Origin of the sequence: Paenibacillus xylanilyticus (assembly GCF_047246825.1) — a bacterium.
In the GTDB taxonomy this organism is placed as follows: domain Bacteria; phylum Bacillota; class Bacilli; order Paenibacillales; family Paenibacillaceae; genus Paenibacillus; species Paenibacillus xylanilyticus_B.
In genome coordinates this window covers 1,292,032-1,308,572 of sequence record NZ_JBFOLB010000001.1, presented here as the reverse complement: position 1 = coordinate 1,308,572, position 16,541 = coordinate 1,292,032, and the positions used below count along the sequence as shown (strand labels likewise).

Here is a 16,541-nt window from a genome sequence, read left to right as displayed (position 1 = left end):
ATACATAACAGGCTTACAGAATGATCATTGCACATAAGTAAAACGAAGAGGAGGATCAATTAAAATTGAATCTCGCCCACAATAAATTGTATGTCGCCGCACTGGGCGGCGTAAACGAAATCGGCAAGAACATGTACATCATCCAGTACAATAAGGACATCATTGTCATCGATTGTGGTTCCAAATTTCCGGATGAAACCTTACCAGGAATCGATCTTATTATTCCGGATGTCTCCTATCTGCTGGAGAACCTGGACCATGTAAAAGCACTTGTCGTTACCCATGGACACGAAGATCATATTGGGGGCATTCCCTACTTTTTAAAACAAATGAATATCCCTGTGTATGCATCCAGACTTACCCGTGGCTTGATTGAATTGAAACTCAAAGAGCATAATATGCTGCGAACAGCAGATCTTCACACAATCGATGCACACTCCACCGTCATGCTGGGGGATATCGAGGTTTCTTTTTTTGCAACCAGCCACAGTATTCCAGACTGCTTGGGTGTTTTCTTCCGGACGCCTGGCGGAAATGTGGTACATACCGGCGATTTCAAGTTCGACATGTCACCTGTGAATGGGCCATATCCTGATCTGTACCGTATGGCGGAGATTGGCAAACAAGGGGTTCATCTGCTGCTGTCCGAAAGCACGAATGCCGAGCGTCCTGGCTTTACACCTTCAGAGCGCGTTGTCGGTGATCGTATTCTGGATGCATTCATCCGAGCGAAGCAAAAAATATTTATCTCCACCTTTGCTTCAAATGTCAGCCGGGTCCAACAGATTGTGAATGCCACGTTTGAGACCGGCCGCAAACTGGCTTTGTTGGGCAGAAGTATGGTCAATGTCGTGTCAGTTGCAAGTGATCTGGGGTACCTGGATGTTCCTGACGGTCTGCTGATTGAAGCGATTGATGCGGACCAGTTTCCTCCCGAGCAGGTCGTCATTCTTTGTACGGGAAGCCAAGGGGAGCCAATGGCTGCGCTGTCCCGATTGGCTACAGGTAAGCATCCTCATGTGAGAGTGGCAGCAGGAGACACCGTGATTATTGCAGCAGGGGCAATCCCGGGCAATGAGCGCAACCTTGCCCACGTCATTGATAACCTGTATGTTTTGGGGGCGAGAGTCCTTTATGGTTCAAGCGGGTCAGGGGGCATGCATGTGTCGGGGCATGGCAGTCAGGAAGAACTCAAACTGATGCTGACGCTGATGAAACCGGATTATCTGGTGCCCATTCACGGCGAATTCCGCATGCTGTACCAGCACAGATTGCTGGCTGAATCGGTTGGGATGGACCCTGATCATGTATTCATCGTGAATAACGGGGATATGGTTCAGTACAAGGACGGCGAAGCATCACCAGGGCCGAAAATTGCTTCAGGCAACAGTCTGGTTGATGGATTGATTATGGGCGACGTAGGCAATATCGTGCTTCGTGACCGCAGACAGCTGTCCTCAGACGGCATGTTGGTTATCGTGACTACACTTAGCAAAACGGAGAAACAAATGGTCACTTCTCCCGAGATCATTTCCAGAGGATTTGTATTTGTGAAGGATTCAGAAGAGTTTATGCGAGAGATTCATGCATTGGTACTGTCCAGAATGGAAGAATTAACCGGGGCAGGAGTGAACCAGTGGAACGTGATTAAAAGAAAGCTCAAAGACGAGATCGGTCATTACATCTACGCGCAGACGAAACGAAGACCGATGATTCTGCCCATTATCATTGAGGTTTGATGAAGAAAAGGATGACAAAAGCCTGAGGGATGCCAGTTCATACTTTCGTATGAAAGGCGGTTCCATCAGGCTTTTTCTTGGTATTAATCGTTCAATAATCCGGATTGTCTCACGGTGGAGAGGAACTGATGGAACTGTTCAATGTTCAACTGCTGGGCACTATCGGATAGCGCCACCGCCGGGTTCGGATGAACTTCAACCATGACGCCATCGGCACCTGCTGCCAGAGCAGCTTTGGCACATGGAGCCAGAATATCTTTGCGTCCGGTAGAGTGGGTTACATCCACCAGAACGGGTAGATGGGTTTCTTGTTTTAAAATAGGCACGGCAGAGATATCGAGGGTATTGCGCGTCGCTTTTTCATAGGTACGAATACCTCTTTCAATCAGCATGACTTGCTTGTTCCCACGGGAGACAACGTACTCCGCAGCATGCACGAACTCATCAATGGTTGCGGCCAACCCACGTTTAAGCAGAATGGGAATGTTGACGTCTCCCGCAGCTTTGAGCAACTCAAAGTTTTGCATATTCCGGGCACCGATCTGGATCACATCGATATAATCTCCTGCCAGCTCGATATGACCTGGATGCACAATCTCACTGATCGTTTTAAGTCCGAACTCGTCTGCCACTTCTTTGAGAATCTTCAATCCTTCAATCCCCAGGCCCTGAAAATCATAGGGTGAGGTACGTGGCTTGAAGGCACCGCCGCGCATGACCGGGATACCGGCTTCTTTCAAAGCCTTGGCGACCTCCCGTACCTGATCATAACTCTCAACGGAGCAAGGTCCCGCAATCATGATCGGTTTGCCTGCGCCAACCTTGATTTCACCGATGGAGACAACCGTGTCTTCCTGCTGATTTTTACGGCTGACTAGAAGCTGTTTCTTGTGTTCGTCGACCTGCAGATGCAGGGAAGCCTGGAAAATCTGCTTGAACAACAGCTTAATGGCATCATCGTGGAACGGCCCCGGATTGGCCGCAGTCAGTTCTTCCAGCATCTCTTTTTCACGAACCGGATCAAATTTGGGAACTCCCTGTTTTTCCTTGATCTGACCGATTTCCTGTGTAATCTGGGCGCGCTCCGACAACAGGTGAAGTAAACTATGATTAATCTCATTCAAACGGCCTCGTAATTGCTCCAAATTTCTATTCTCATCCATGTTCATACACTCCTCTGCATTTTGGATATGGATTGTTTTAATTGAAAAAATGCAAAAAGGCCCTTCATCCGCAAGGGACGAAGAAGCCGTGGTACCACCCTAATTAGAAACGGTCCTGCCAAACTGCGGGCATACCTGTTTCTCACTTTGACCTTTTAACGCAAGGAACGGATTGTCCTAGAAGCTGGATCACGAAAAATCAGCTCTTCAGCAATCGGCTCAGGAGTGAACTTCGGCGGTTGGTTGCTTCGGATGCTCTCAGTCTCTGGCACCACGTCCCTGTAATCAACGCTATACTCCGCTTACTCTTTCCGTCATAGCCTGTCATTTATAATCATGTATTCTATTCCATCGTGCACGATATGAATTGAAGTTATACTAGCATGTTACTCATCCTGTATGCAATTATTCGAAGTAATGCCGCAAAACAATAACGCTGTACTGCATCACAATGACATTCGCCACGACTACTTCAACCAAGTATAATAAGAGGGGTGTAGCATCCATTTTATTTCAAGCTGAACACAAGAGGAGTAACTATGAACAAAACCATTTCCGATATCGCTCAACTGGCCGGTGTGGCCAAAAGTACGGTCTCCCGTTTTCTCAATGGCGGCTCCGTCAGTGAAGATACACGTCAGAAAATTGAGCGAATTATCAAACAATACAATTACGTACCAAATACATTTGCCCAGAGCCTCAAAGCGAAGAAGACCAGCATTATCGGCACGGTCGTTCCCCGGCTGGACTCTTTTGCAACTTCTCAGACGTTAATTGGCATTGATGAGGAATTAAGAAATAATCAGTATCAGATGCTAATTTCCAATACGAGTCAGGACATGCAGCGTGAGATTGATGCCATTTATGACTTTGCAAGGCAGAAGGTGTCGGGCATCATCCTGCTTGCTGCTGAAGTGACGGAAGCACATCTGAAAGCAGTTGAAGAGATTGGTATTCCAGTGCTCTTGGTGGGACAGCAGCATGAACGTCTGCACAGTCTGGTACATAATGACGATCAGGCCGGATATGAAATGGGTAGATATGTAGTAGAGAAGGGACATCGCCAGATTGTCTATATTGGGGTAACAGAGAAAGACCAAGCCGTAGGCATTCATCGAAGACAAGGCTTTCAGCGCGCTATTGCCGAATGCGGCGAGTGTGATGTGACCTACTATGAGACAAGTTTCAAAATGGCTGAAGCCATTGTTACAGCAGAAAGCATTCTACGAGACAACAGACCGACTATCATTGTAGGCGCAACCGATAACATTGCGCTTGGTGTAATGAAGACGGCCTTTTCCAAAAGGATACGAATTCCCCACGAATTATCGGTTGCAGGATTTGGGGGATATGATATTACAGAGATGATTCACCCGGCATTGACCACGGTAAAATATCATTATTTGCAAGCAGGCCAACTGGCAGCGAGTCATATGATCCGCCAGGTTAGAGGTGAATCGGTAGAGAAGCGAACCGTGCTGGATGTGGAACTGATTCCCCGAGAAAGCGTTGACAAATTATAAACATATCCTTTATGATAATTCCATCGAACCGGTTCCATTCAAATGTTTTCATGCCGAATTGGAATGCAGGTTTTGGCATTGTGCCGTATGGGATTATTTTTTTATTTGTATTGGAACCGGTTCCTCTGAAGCTTGATGATTATTTGGCAAGGATAGGAGATAAGTTATGAAAATGACGAGAGAGCAGCGCTACAGACTGATTGAGCAGGCGGAAGAAGGAGAGATCGAGAAGCTGGAAGCGTTGATTTCAGCTTGCTCGTGGAGGCAGTCCTATCATATTCAACCCGTTACGGGCTTACTGAATGACCCTAATGGATTTTCATATTATCAGGGACATTATCACCTCTTTTATCAATGGTTTCCTCTGGGAACCGAGCATGGAATGAAATATTGGTATCACGTCCGCTCGACAGACCTTGTGAACTGGGAGCAGGTTGGAATCGGTATTCGTCCGGGGGATACGTTCGATTCACATGGTGCCTATTCAGGGAGTGCGATTGTCAAGAATGACAAACTGCATCTGCTCTATACCGGCAACACTAGGGATGAAGCATGGGTCAGACATCCGTATCAGTGTTTGGCGATTATGGATGAAAGCGGTTCAGTTGTGAAAGCCGAGCAGCCGGTTATATCCTCGGTACCGCCCGGGTATACGGAACATTTCAGGGACCCGAAAGTTTGGCAGGATGGGGATACCTATTATTGTGTAATTGGAGCACAGCGGACGGATGAGACGGGGTGTACGGTGCTTTATCGATCATCTGACCTCACAGCGTGGGAGTTTCTGGGTGAGATCCAGACTCATCTATCACATTTCGGCTACATGTGGGAGTGTCCGGATTACATCGAAATGGATGGCAAGGGCATACTTCTTTTTTCGCCACAAGGCATTGAAAGTGATGGGGATTTATATAACAACATTTTTCAGTCGGGCTACCTGATTGGCGAACCATTGAATCTTCAGACAAGAGAGTTCAAGCATGATGAGTTTCGGGAACTGGACCGTGGATTCGACTTCTATGCTCCACAGACAATGGCAGCGCCGGATGGAAGACGTATTTTGGTCGGATGGATGGGACTCCCGGATGTGGAGTATCCAACCGATGCGAGTGGATGGGCGCACTGTCTTACGATCCCGCGTCAGTTGTCACTTAGAGGCGGCAAACTCATTCAGCGTCCTGTAGATGAAATGGCGAAGCTGCGTCAGCAAAAGCAGGGACGCTGTTACCAAAATACACTTGAGAACTGCTCTGAAGCCATTCCTGCATTTGCCGGGATTGCCTACGAGCTGGAATGTGAAATCAGTCAATTTGATGCTGAACGTTTCGGAATTGAATTTCGAACAGGCGGTGAAGAAAAGACCGTTTTGCAATACGACTGTCTCCAGAAGAAATTAATACTGGATCGATCCTTATCAGGTGGTCCCATGAGAGGTAAGAATGGCACGGTACGTCAGTGCAAACTGAACGGGGATGTGATCAAGTTACAATTATTTGTGGATACGTCATCGGTTGAAATCTTTGTCAACGATGGGGAAGAGGTATTCACAAGCCGGATTTTCCCGAGCTCTGAAAGTACGGGGATTCGCTTTTTTGCGGATGAAGGAAAGGCTAAATTCAAAGCGACCAAATGGGATTACTAGATATCAGGTGAGGGGAATGAAATACCATGTCGGATAATCAACAGATAGCCAAGGAAGTCATTCAAGCCATTGGGGGCAAGGATAATATTGCTTCATTTGCCCACTGCGCGACACGGCTTCGCATTATGGTGAATGACAAGGACAAAATCGATCAGAAACAGGTTGAAAACATAGATAAGGTCAAAGGTGCCTTTTTCAATTCGGGGCAATATCAGATCATCTTTGGTACAGGGACCGTGAATCGGATCTTTGAAGAGGTCGAGAAGCTGGGGATTGAAGGAACCTCCAAGGAAGATGTGAAGAATCAGGTGAAAAAGGAAGGCAATGCGTTCCAACGGGCAATTCGTACATTCGGTGATGTGTTCGTACCCATCATTCCTGTGCTGGTGGCTACAGGGTTGTTCATGGGACTCCGGGGACTGCTCACCCAGAATGAAATTCTCTCTTTGTTTGGCGCAACACCTGAGGACATATCACCCAATTTCCTGCTGTTTACTCAAGTCTTGACGGATACGGCTTTTGCATTCCTGCCCGCACTGGTCGCTTGGTCTGCATTCCGCGTATTTGGCGGCAGCCCTGTGCTCGGGATTGTACTCGGTCTGATGCTTGTGAATCCGGCTTTGCCGAATGCCTATTCGGTTGCAGATGGATCAGCGCAGGCACTGCACATGTTTGGATTTATACCCGTGGTCGGTTATCAAGGATCTGTTTTGCCAGCGTTTTTCGTAGGTCTCATTGGAGCGAAGTTCGAGAAATTTTTGAGAAGACGCGTGCCAGAGGCACTGGATCTGATCCTTACGCCGTTTATCACACTGACCGTTATGATTACGCTTGGACTATTTGCCATCGGTCCTGTCTTTCATTCACTCGAAGAGTGGGTGCTGCATGGGACGACAGCCGTTCTGGACCTTCCATTCGGCATTGCCGGGATTATTATTGGTTTCTTCAATCAGATTATTGTCGTTACCGGTGTACATCACATCTTTAACTTTTTGGAAATCCAGCTGCTGGAGAAAACGGGGTATAATCCGTTTAACGCCATCGTCACATCTGCGATGGCTGCACAAGGAGCAGCTTGTTTAGCCGTAGGATTAAAAACAAAGAATACGAAACTCAAGGCACTGGCGCTGCCATCGTCATTGTCCGCTTTTCTGGGAATTAGCGAACCCGCCATTTTTGGAGTGAATCTTCGTTTCATGAAACCGTTCATTATGGGACTGGTTGGCGGCGGAGTCGGCGGTTTTCTCGCATCCTTGTTCCATCTGCAGGGAACGGGCATGGCCGTAACGGTGATCCCTGGAACATTGCTGTATCTGAACAGCCAGCTGCCCCTCTACATTCTTGTCAATGTGGTTGCCGTGGGTGTGGCCTTTGCGTTAACCTGGTTCTTTGGTTACAAGGATCAGCCACTTGTTGCAGAGGAGATAACGAACAGAGGGAATGAGAATGATTCTTCCGCTGTACAAACCGCAAGTATGGATGACCGTACCAACCATACAGAGTCGTATCGTCCCAAAGTGGATAAGCTGGAGATTGCTTCGCCGATGACAGGTACAGCGGTTGCTTTGGCCAACGTACCTGACCCAGCATTTTCAGAGAAACATATGGGTGAAGGCATTGCCATTGAGCCTACCGAAGGCAAAGTATACGCGCCCTTTGATGGTGTCGTTGCCCATGTCATGAACAAGAGCAAACACGCGGTTATTCTGGAGCATGAAACTGGTCTTCAGATGCTTGTGCATATTGGAATCAATACGGTCGGGTTGAAGGGAGAAGGATTTACGGCGCATGTCCAAAGCGGGGATGTGATCACCGCTGGACAATTATTGATTGAGTTTGACATGAACGCCATTCAGGCTGCGGGACTGCCGCTAATCACTCCCGTTTTGATTCCGAACGGAAATGAAACGATTGAAGAGGTACAGACGGCCAAGATTGGAAGTGTGCAAGCCAATGGTGAAGCCGTGCTAATTGTAAAATTTAATTAAAACTCTTAAACAGGCAGAGGGATCTGGTGCACTGCAGTATACCAGATCCTTTGCCTGTTTTTTGGTATCCATTAAAAAGCTACAAACCGGCGTGCCGCTTCAGCCGCTCTGCAATTTGCAGCAGATCCTCTGCAGATACACCTGGGGCGAATTCTTCCGGCAGATCCGGCAGATCGGGAATGCTACCGCTGTGACCAGGAAGTCCTGCAAAAGCCTCCAGTTTTCCGCCATCTGTCGGATGTGTGCCTTTCCAGATCTGGGCGATGTTCTGATAGTCCTTGTCACTAAAGGTGTACAGCCTGCGATGTTCGCCCATGGCTTCCCATTTCCGGGTCGTATCAAACACTTTATTATCGAGGCGTGGAATAGGGAACATCTTCGTTACATCGACGCCGGTTGCAATTTGGAGCGCTTTGGCATAGGCCAGAATATGTACGCCTCCACGCACGAGCAAATACCCGGTCATCTCTCGGGCCGTTGGATGATCCGTCATCTCATACACTCTCATTTTGTGGGTACGTGCGCCGCATTCAAGAAAGAAGTTATGCAGCAGGTCAAAGATAAGATTGCCGCTGCTGACGACATAAGAACCGTTCCAGGGTCTGCCCATGGAATCGTAAGGGAGTGCCGTTTGAGCCGATTCGATAAAATGTGAAGTCATGCGAGCATCCTTGCCTGCACGTAGTGGAGTGGTGTCGGGATCTCCCGGGGAAGTGGTGCCAACCAGCATCAGGTTAATGGTATTGGCAACAAGTTCCACATGACCAAATTCTTCAGCCGTAATACTTGCCACAATGTCGTAAAAGGCACGCAGCTTTTTCTTGCCCCGGAAATTGAAGGACTGAAACATGTAATTATTTAGCGTGGACATCTCCCCAAACTTTCCACCCAGCAGTTCCTGGACTGCGCTTGCTCCATTGGGATCCGGGTTGTTGGAGATCGGCAGTTCAATCGCCAGGCGATCTACTCGTTTAAACATAATATTCCTCCTCAAGCCAAATTACTGTAAAGGTATGAGGCATTACTTGTACGTTATTCGGACATTTAGATAAAACAAAAACGTTCTGCCAGAGCCGTGCTCTGAACAGAACGTTTGTATTCCGATGTTAAGACGTTTTTCCAACGACACTTGTGCCGCTCTTCGTAATTTTGTACGTAATTACGTCTCCACTCCAGAAATGGAATTTGAGGATAACCTCACCATCATTCGTTTCGTTAAAGAAGTTGGGTTTCAGTTCGATAACGTTGCGGCTGTAATCCGGGCTGAAGGTGTAGGAGAACTCCTTAAACGAAGTCCAGTTTTGCGGACCTGCGTTACCACCGCTTGCATAAGTCGCTTCCATGGTAGCCAGCTGGTTTCCGTTAAAGGTCGTTGGAATTGCAAAAGATTCAGTAGTTCCCGTTACATCGCTCAGTACGGGCGTATCATACGTAATGATATTCAGGTTCCAGTTGGCGCCTTTATTAAATTTGGCTGTCAGCTTCGCATTCACGCCCAGATTGCCGGAAGCCGTGAGTCTGGTCAGTAGACTGGATTTCAGGGTCAAAACATCACCGCGAATGGTGTAGTCTTTGCCTTTGGCAAGTTTTTTGCTGCCGTGAGCAAGGGATTTGAAGGTGTTCCCATTCAGGTTCAATTTGATCGTTTGATCTTGAATGGCTGCACCTTTCTTGAGGTGCACCAAGTCGGATTCGGCAGTGGACGAACGACCCTTCCAGCTCGCTTTCATCGTGTTATACAGGTCAGGGTCAGACCAGGTAAAGTTGGTGCGGCTGAAATGCTGGCCGTTATCCCACAGCATGGTCGTCATCTTTTTCTGACGCAGGTATTGTCCGATGAATTCGAAGAATTTCAATTTCTCACCTTGCTCGATGACACCTGTGTGTTGGTCGAAGCCCAGCAAGCCATATTCACCGACAATCACAGGAATGCCTTTGGCTACAAATGCGTCGTATACACGATCGAATGTATCGGTGATGTCTTTTTGTACTTCATCGTTAAATTTGGTATATCCGGCGATATTTACACTGAATGGCCAGAAGCCATAGTAATGTACAGTTGCAATAATGTTCGGATCATTTAATTTCGTAATGGTCTGAGTTAACGCATCGAGATCGGCTTGTGCAGACGATGTATGCAATGTTGGGAGAACGAGTGGACGTGTCGTGTTTTTCCCACCCGAGTCTCTTACGATTTTGTGGAAAGAAGTATTAAGCTCATCTAGCAAACGGTATGAGACAGCTGTGTCGGTCGTTCCGCCCTCGGTGAACCGGGGCTCATTGACACTCTCGAACATCAGCTTGGACGATGCGTTTTTGAATTGATCAGCGATCTGGGTCCAGGCCGCATTGTAACGTGCGAGCACATTGTCATGGTCTTTCTCCATGTAGCTGATCCATCGCCAGGAATCATGGTGAAGATTAATCATGACATAAAGGTTGGCATCGAGTGCCCAATTCACCACTTCCTGCACACGGTTCATGTAAGCGGGATCAATGGTGTAGTCGGGTGCTTCACCGATATGAGCCTCCCAGGTCACGGGAATACGAATGCTTTTATAACCTTGTTTCGCAATCTGCTGAATCAGTTCCTTGGTAATCCGCGGGTTACCCCAGGCGGTCTCATCTTCGCCCACAGCGTCGAGTGAATTACCCAAATTCCAGCCTGGTTCCATGGCGCTGACGTAGGATTGAATTTTGGTAGGAGCAGCTGGTTTGCTTGGCTTGTCTTTGTGATCAGGAGCCGCAGAGGCGATGGCAGAAGAGAATAGGGACAGGATCATTGCTGTTACCAGTGTCAGGGATAGAACGTTTTTACGATTTTTCCTCATAAACAGTGTCTCCTTCATTTTGGGATGGTTGAACTGAAGAATTTTGCTTGCTTGATCTGAGTAAAAGCTCATTCATAAAACAGTCCAGACAGATTGTACGAAGGATGCATCACCTCTAAATTATGTATTGAAAGCGTTTTCGTAGATGTTAATATATCATGATATAAAAGAAGTGAGTACCATTATAATTGGAATAGAATTCATATAAAAATTAGTGATATACTGCATATCGGGATGTAGGAGAGGAAATCGTTCCATAACAAGCTTGATATTAATGAAAATACACGCTTAATGTGTAGATATGTTCTATTCAATGAGAAATATGTTTCTATGACGGAAGTGTATTGTTCCTTAAAATGAATAATGATGGTGGGGAAAGTCAGCCATCCAGGTTTAGCTGCAGGTGATATAATGAGTTACCAGAGGCAGCAAAAGGAGTCGGTTTTGATGCGGAAGTGGCTGGGGTGGATGATCCCCCATAAGCTTAAATACCGTTTGTTTGCAGGTTTCGCGCTTGTCATTCTGCTTCCATTCAGCATTCTCAATCTGTACAATTATGAAAAAATCGAATCGCTCGTGCAGCAGAAAATCAGTGAACAGAGTCATGAACAGCTGGATAATCTCCACCAGTCTCTGGAGGATCAGCTAAGTATCGCTTTTAAAACATTAATCTTTCTGGAACAGGACTCCGAAGTTCGCCGGATTCTTCAAAATCCCGACGAGCACACCATTTTGGACAATAAGGAGCGTATGGAGGACAAATTCAAAGGTTTGAATAACAGCTTTTTTCTCTACAATCCATCCGTTTATTTTACACTGCTCGATCAAGACGGGCATATTTACACCTCATATCAACCCAAGGTTCCGCTAGACTATGACACCATTACATCAGATCGTTCCTTTTTGGCACTCAAGGACAGCGGGACTTCATACGTGTGGACGTCCAATGATGAGAATTATGTATCCCGTGACGTCACAAGGAGTCCAACGCTCTTATCCCTGTACGCCAAACTGCGTGATCGCAATAACAATACTTACGGACTGGCAAGAATCAGCATCGATTTCTCCTATTGGTTCCAGTCTGTATTGCAAAAGTCCGAGAGTGATCAGCTCTATTTTATCATGACCCGCCAAGGCGAAGTGATTGCTCGTTCCAATTCCGACTCTTGGCTGTCAGATGAAGTCGTTCGGGAAGTTTCCAGGGAGGCCAGTAACGGCTACTGGACAGACCGATCAAGTGAATCACTCATTAATTACAGTTATCTGCCTTCCCTGGATTGGTACATGGTGAACCGTATTCCGCTGCAAGTATTGTTTGGTGAGATTGAGAGCCTGAAGAGACATTATTTTGTAACCTTCTATGCCATTACTGCCATGTTTATTGCCATCGCCTTTATGATTGCCTATACGTTTACACGACCGTTATCCCGTTTGCAGGTCAAAATGAAGGAAGCGGTTGGCAAGGATCTGCGCATTCGGCTGCCTGAGGAGAATCACCGGGGAGAGGTGCTGGATCTGACCCGAACCTTCAATACGATGATGGTAGACATGAACCGATTGGTTCAACAGCTTCGTATCGAAGAGAGGCAGAAGGATGCCGTTCATTTTCAGATGCTTCTTGCTCAGATGAATCCTCATTTTCTGCTCAATACGCTTAATACACTGAAATGGATCGGTTTGCGCAACGGGAATGAAGAAACGGTGGAAATATGTCTTTCACTCGGTAAACTGCTGGAAACCAGTCTCAATTCAGATGTGGATCTCATTCTCCTTCGGGATGAGATGGAGCTAACGCGAGCTTTTCTGTATATTCAGCAAATCCGGTATGGCAATGTTTTTGATATAGAGTTCAGTTATGACGAAGAATTGCTGTATGCTCTGGTTCCCAAGCTCAGTCTGCAGCCTTTGATTGATAATGCAATTCGTCATGGGATCGGCAACATGACCGAGGGAGGACGAATACAGATCCGCATGTTCAGAAATGCTGCCATGCCCGATCGTTTGACGCTGGAGGTAGAGGATAACGGGGTAGGCATGGAGCAGTCAAAAAACAACAGGGAGCAGGGACGCCAGAGACCGAGTATAGGATTGCAGAATATCAGGGAGCGTCTGAGACTTCTGTTCAAAGACAAAGCAGAACTCGAAATAATCTCATTGAAACAGGGTACACTCTGCCAAATTCATCTGCCGGTATTGCTGTCCGAGCCGTACGCGAACGAAACATTAGGCAACAAGGATCATTAGGATTTAACGGAATGGAGGGACTTCGATGTGGAAGGTACTGCTGGTGGAAGATGAGACATTCGTTCGGGAGTCCGTGAAAGAGATTATTCGCTGGGAGGACATGGGCTTCACGCTTTCAGGAGAAGCAAATAATGGAATGGAAGCGTTACCAATGATTAAGCAGGATCCTCCTGATCTTGTCCTATGTGACATTGTGATGCCGCAAATGGACGGATTAATGCTGCTGCAGGAAACAAGAAAGGCCGGTATTCAATCCAAGTTTGTGATGCTGACGTGCATGGGCGATTTTGAATCGATGCGACAGGCCATGGAATATGGAGCTTCCAATTATATTCTGAAATTGTCGATGAGTGTGAAGGATCTGCGGGAAACCCTCGTTAAGGTAAGCAAGGAATTATCGAATCAGGGCGTGACGACGGAGCGTGCAAGTCGCCCTGCATCCGCAGCACCCAAGGAAAAGATCACGCATCCGGAAGTAAATAAAATCATTCAATATATCGAACAGCATTATGATCAGGATATTACACTGAAATTCCTCGCACGTCATGTCATGATGGGGGAAAACTACGTGAGTGCCCTGTTTAAAAAGAAAACCGGAGAGACATTAATTCACTATTTGCATCGAATACGAATTAACAAGGCGATAGAATACCTAACAGACACCGACTGGCCAGTGAATCAGATTGGTCATCACGTTGGTTTTATGAACGATAATTATTTTATCAAAATCTTCAAACGAATGACGGGGACAACCCCAAGTCAGTACCGGCAGCAGCAATAGAACAAAATGATTACCAAGAACAATTGATAGCGGTTTCAACTGTGTATTTCTGTTCCATGGTGATCATGATTCTGTTACTTACGACTGTTCTCACTCATTTGCTATCCTTAAGTTGCAAACTTCAATCCAGAATTTACGAGGGGGTCGTCTCTTGGTGAGAAAAAAAGGCTTGGTTGCACGAATGGTATCTCTTGTCCTTGTCGTGGGCATGATCGCAGGTTGCTCCAATGATACAGGTTCAAATGCTCAGACGGGTGCGTCTGAAAATTCCGGTGATACAGTCAAGCTGAAAATGTGGGGAGGGGTACCGCCGGAAGCAGGACCACAGGCCGTTATTGATGTGTGGAACAAAGAGCATCCCGAAACACAGATTGAATATGTTCGTTTTGTAAATGATGACGAAGGCAATCTGAAGCTGGATACGGCGATTATGACAGGGCAGGATGTAGATTTGTTTGTGAACTACACGGTGTCCCATGCAGCAAAACGGGTCGCATCCGGCGCGGCAGCTGACCTTAGTTCATTCACGGATTACAACATCGACGAGAAAATGGGCACGGATGCAGAAGGATGGAAAATTGATGGGAAGTATTATGGGGTTCCAACGACAAAAAGCACTTATTTTGTAGCTTTGAACAAGGATGCTCTCGACGCGGCAAATCTGCCTGTACCCAAGGACTGGACCTGGGATGAAATGAGAGAGTATGCGAAAAAGTTAAAAAAGGACAATGGATATGGCTTTATCCAAAACACGGAACCGTTTGTTGATCCGATTGATTCCGTACTCTCACAGGAAGGGTACATCAAGGCAGACGGAACTTCGAATTTGGATCACCCCAAGGTCAGACAGTGGATGGAAACGCTGAATGCCATGATGGTTGAAGACAAGACAACACCTCCACTTGGCGAGCAGCTGACCTCGAAGATGCCTGTGGAACAGATGTTTCTGAGCGGGGAGGTGCCGATGCTGAACATTGGGGCCTGGCTCCTGCGCAGCTCCAACAATTTTACCGATTACCCGCGTGATTTCAAAATTGCCTTCGCACCAGTACCGAGATTGGCTGAAGATAAGGATAGCTATGTGACGCGAGGTGGTCTGGGAGACTACATTTCCATCAATGCAAAATCCAAGCACCAGGAAGCGGCATGGGAATTTTTGAAATGGTATGCAGATGGCGGAATGGCTCCGATGGCAGAGGGGGGTCGATTCCCGGCTTCGAAGGATGCAGATCAGGATACAGCCATGGCGAGCATGCTTGGAGACAAAAAAGATACGTATGACCAGGAGTCCCTGATGTATGTCATGTTTGATTATAAAGCTCCAACTTATGTTCGAACCGTGCCGCAGGAAGTCATGGATTTGCGTGCGCAGGAGTACGAAAAGTATTTTCTGGGCGCTCAGGATCTGAATACAACAATCTCGGCCATGGTCACTCGTCATAATGAATATCTCAAGACGGCAAAATAAATAAGGAAAATACTACACCTGCTCTCGAAAATATAAAATATCACAAGGGATTGCCCCGTTTCATGGTGGCAGTCTCTTTGTTTTTGCATCAGCATGCTGCTCTGTCATTGAATAGAACAATTTGATGTTTCCCCATGATAAGACCGCCGTGGCAAGGCGTTTTTTTGCATCAATCTGTTTTATGAACAAGGTGGATTTGTTACTTATGGGAACCTCGACAGGTTGGTAGACTTGGGTTATCCCTGGAAGAAACGAGGCGAAGACCAATGCATAACAACTGGATGAGAAGACAGCGCATGCTGGGATATATTTTTGTCGGTCCAAACATGTTGGGGGTACTGCTCTTTTTCCTGATCCCGGCAGTCTATTCTTTCGGTCTCATGTTTACAGATTACAAATTTATGAACCCGGATATGGCGTTTATCGGCATGGACAATATGAAGCGATTGATTAAGGATCCGCTGTTTTATCTTTCCTTGCGCAACACCCTGATTTTTTTGCTCGCAGTGCCTGTCTCTATCGTGCTGGGCTTCATTGTAGCCGTGATTCTGAACCAAAAGATTTATTTGAAAAAGCTGCTGCGTGGGTTGTACTTTATGCCTTACATCACGAGCGGGGTGGCGGTGGCGTTCGTTTGGATGCTGTTGTTTCAGCCGAATCAGGGGCCAATTAACGGTTTCTTGCGCAGTATCGGTGTGGATAACCCGCCGGGGTGGCTCTCCACGACAACTTCATCGATGTATGCCATCGATATCATCTGGATCTGGTTTATGCTGGGGTACAACATGATTATTTATCTGGCTGCGTTACAGGAAGTGTCCTCGGAGCTGCTGGAAGCAGCAAAGATGGATGGAGCCAGACCGCTTCAGATTTTGCGAAGAATTATATGGCCTCTGGTTAGTCCGACCACTTTCCTGCTGTTGATCACAGGACTGATTATGGCCATCAAAACGTTCGGGATAATCCAGGCTACGACGCAGGGAGGACCGGGTAACAGTACAACCATTCTATCCTTGTATGTGTATCAGAATGCTTTCCGGTATTACGACATGGGATACGCCGCAACAGTCTCCTGGGCACTGTTTGCCATCATTCTGCTGATTACCGTTCTTCAGTGGGTTGGCCAAAAACGCTGGGTCCATTACTAAACAAAGAAGGGGGA

Annotated in this window: 11 protein-coding genes; 8 read left to right on the top strand and 3 right to left on the bottom strand. The window is 46.9% G+C overall.

Annotated features, from left to right (window positions below):
• The first annotated feature begins 65 nt into the window (after positions 1-65).
• Positions 66-1,739, top strand: coding sequence for a ribonuclease J (locus AB3N00_RS05530; RefSeq protein ID WP_413033689.1), 1,674 nt, complete (start codon positions 66-68; stop codon positions 1,737-1,739).
• A gap of 83 nt (positions 1,740-1,822) precedes the next feature.
• Here the strand turns inward: AB3N00_RS05530 and AB3N00_RS05525 are convergent, their stop codons facing one another.
• Positions 1,823-2,908: a bifunctional 3-deoxy-7-phosphoheptulonate synthase/chorismate mutase gene (locus AB3N00_RS05525; RefSeq protein ID WP_413033688.1), complete on the bottom strand. Its 1,086-nt coding sequence runs from the start codon at positions 2,906-2,908 to the stop codon at positions 1,823-1,825.
• Between the two features lie 533 nt (positions 2,909-3,441).
• Here AB3N00_RS05525 and AB3N00_RS05520 point away from each other — a divergent pair.
• The 3 genes from AB3N00_RS05520 to AB3N00_RS05510 all read left to right on the top strand — a co-directional run bounded on the left by AB3N00_RS05520 (position 3,442) and on the right by AB3N00_RS05510 (position 8,055).
• A complete protein-coding gene (locus AB3N00_RS05520) occupies positions 3,442-4,425 on the top strand; it encodes a LacI family DNA-binding transcriptional regulator (RefSeq protein WP_413033687.1) in 984 nt (327 codons plus the stop codon).
• A 166-nt stretch (positions 4,426-4,591) separates the two neighbouring features.
• Positions 4,592-6,067: a glycoside hydrolase family 32 protein gene (locus AB3N00_RS05515; protein WP_413033686.1), complete on the top strand. Its 1,476-nt coding sequence runs from the start codon at positions 4,592-4,594 to the stop codon at positions 6,065-6,067.
• A gap of 26 nt (positions 6,068-6,093) precedes the next feature.
• Entirely contained in the window at positions 6,094-8,055 is a 1,962-nt protein-coding gene (locus tag AB3N00_RS05510) for a sucrose-specific PTS transporter subunit IIBC (RefSeq protein ID WP_413033685.1), read from the top strand.
• Between the two features lie 79 nt (positions 8,056-8,134).
• On the opposite strand, the gene AB3N00_RS05505 is transcribed toward AB3N00_RS05510, so the two are convergent.
• Both AB3N00_RS05505 and AB3N00_RS05500 read right to left on the bottom strand, forming a co-directional pair.
• Positions 8,135-9,034, bottom strand: coding sequence for a manganese catalase family protein (locus AB3N00_RS05505; RefSeq protein ID WP_413033684.1), 900 nt, complete (start codon positions 9,032-9,034; stop codon positions 8,135-8,137).
• Positions 9,035-9,161: 127 nt separating this feature from the next.
• Positions 9,162-10,886 carry a cellulase family glycosylhydrolase gene (locus AB3N00_RS05500; RefSeq protein ID WP_413033683.1) on the bottom strand — a complete coding sequence of 575 codons (1,725 nt, stop codon included), beginning with the start codon at positions 10,884-10,886 and terminating at the stop codon, positions 9,162-9,164.
• Between the two features lie 447 nt (positions 10,887-11,333).
• Between AB3N00_RS05500 and AB3N00_RS05495 the strand changes: the two genes are divergently transcribed.
• From AB3N00_RS05495 to AB3N00_RS05480, 4 genes are all read left to right on the top strand, one after another.
• Positions 11,334-13,130, top strand: coding sequence for a sensor histidine kinase (locus AB3N00_RS05495; RefSeq protein ID WP_413033682.1), 1,797 nt, complete (start codon positions 11,334-11,336; stop codon positions 13,128-13,130).
• A gap of 25 nt (positions 13,131-13,155) precedes the next feature.
• Positions 13,156-13,911: a helix-turn-helix domain-containing protein gene (locus tag AB3N00_RS05490; protein ID WP_413033681.1), complete on the top strand. Its 756-nt coding sequence runs from the start codon at positions 13,156-13,158 to the stop codon at positions 13,909-13,911.
• Positions 13,912-14,065: 154 nt separating this feature from the next.
• Positions 14,066-15,379, top strand: coding sequence for an ABC transporter substrate-binding protein (locus AB3N00_RS05485; RefSeq protein ID WP_413035197.1), 1,314 nt, complete (start codon positions 14,066-14,068; stop codon positions 15,377-15,379).
• Between the two features lie 281 nt (positions 15,380-15,660).
• On the top strand, positions 15,661-16,527 hold the full coding sequence (locus tag AB3N00_RS05480) for a carbohydrate ABC transporter permease (protein WP_413033680.1): 867 nt from the start codon (positions 15,661-15,663) through the stop codon (positions 16,525-16,527).
• Positions 16,528-16,541: the final 14 nt, after the last annotated feature.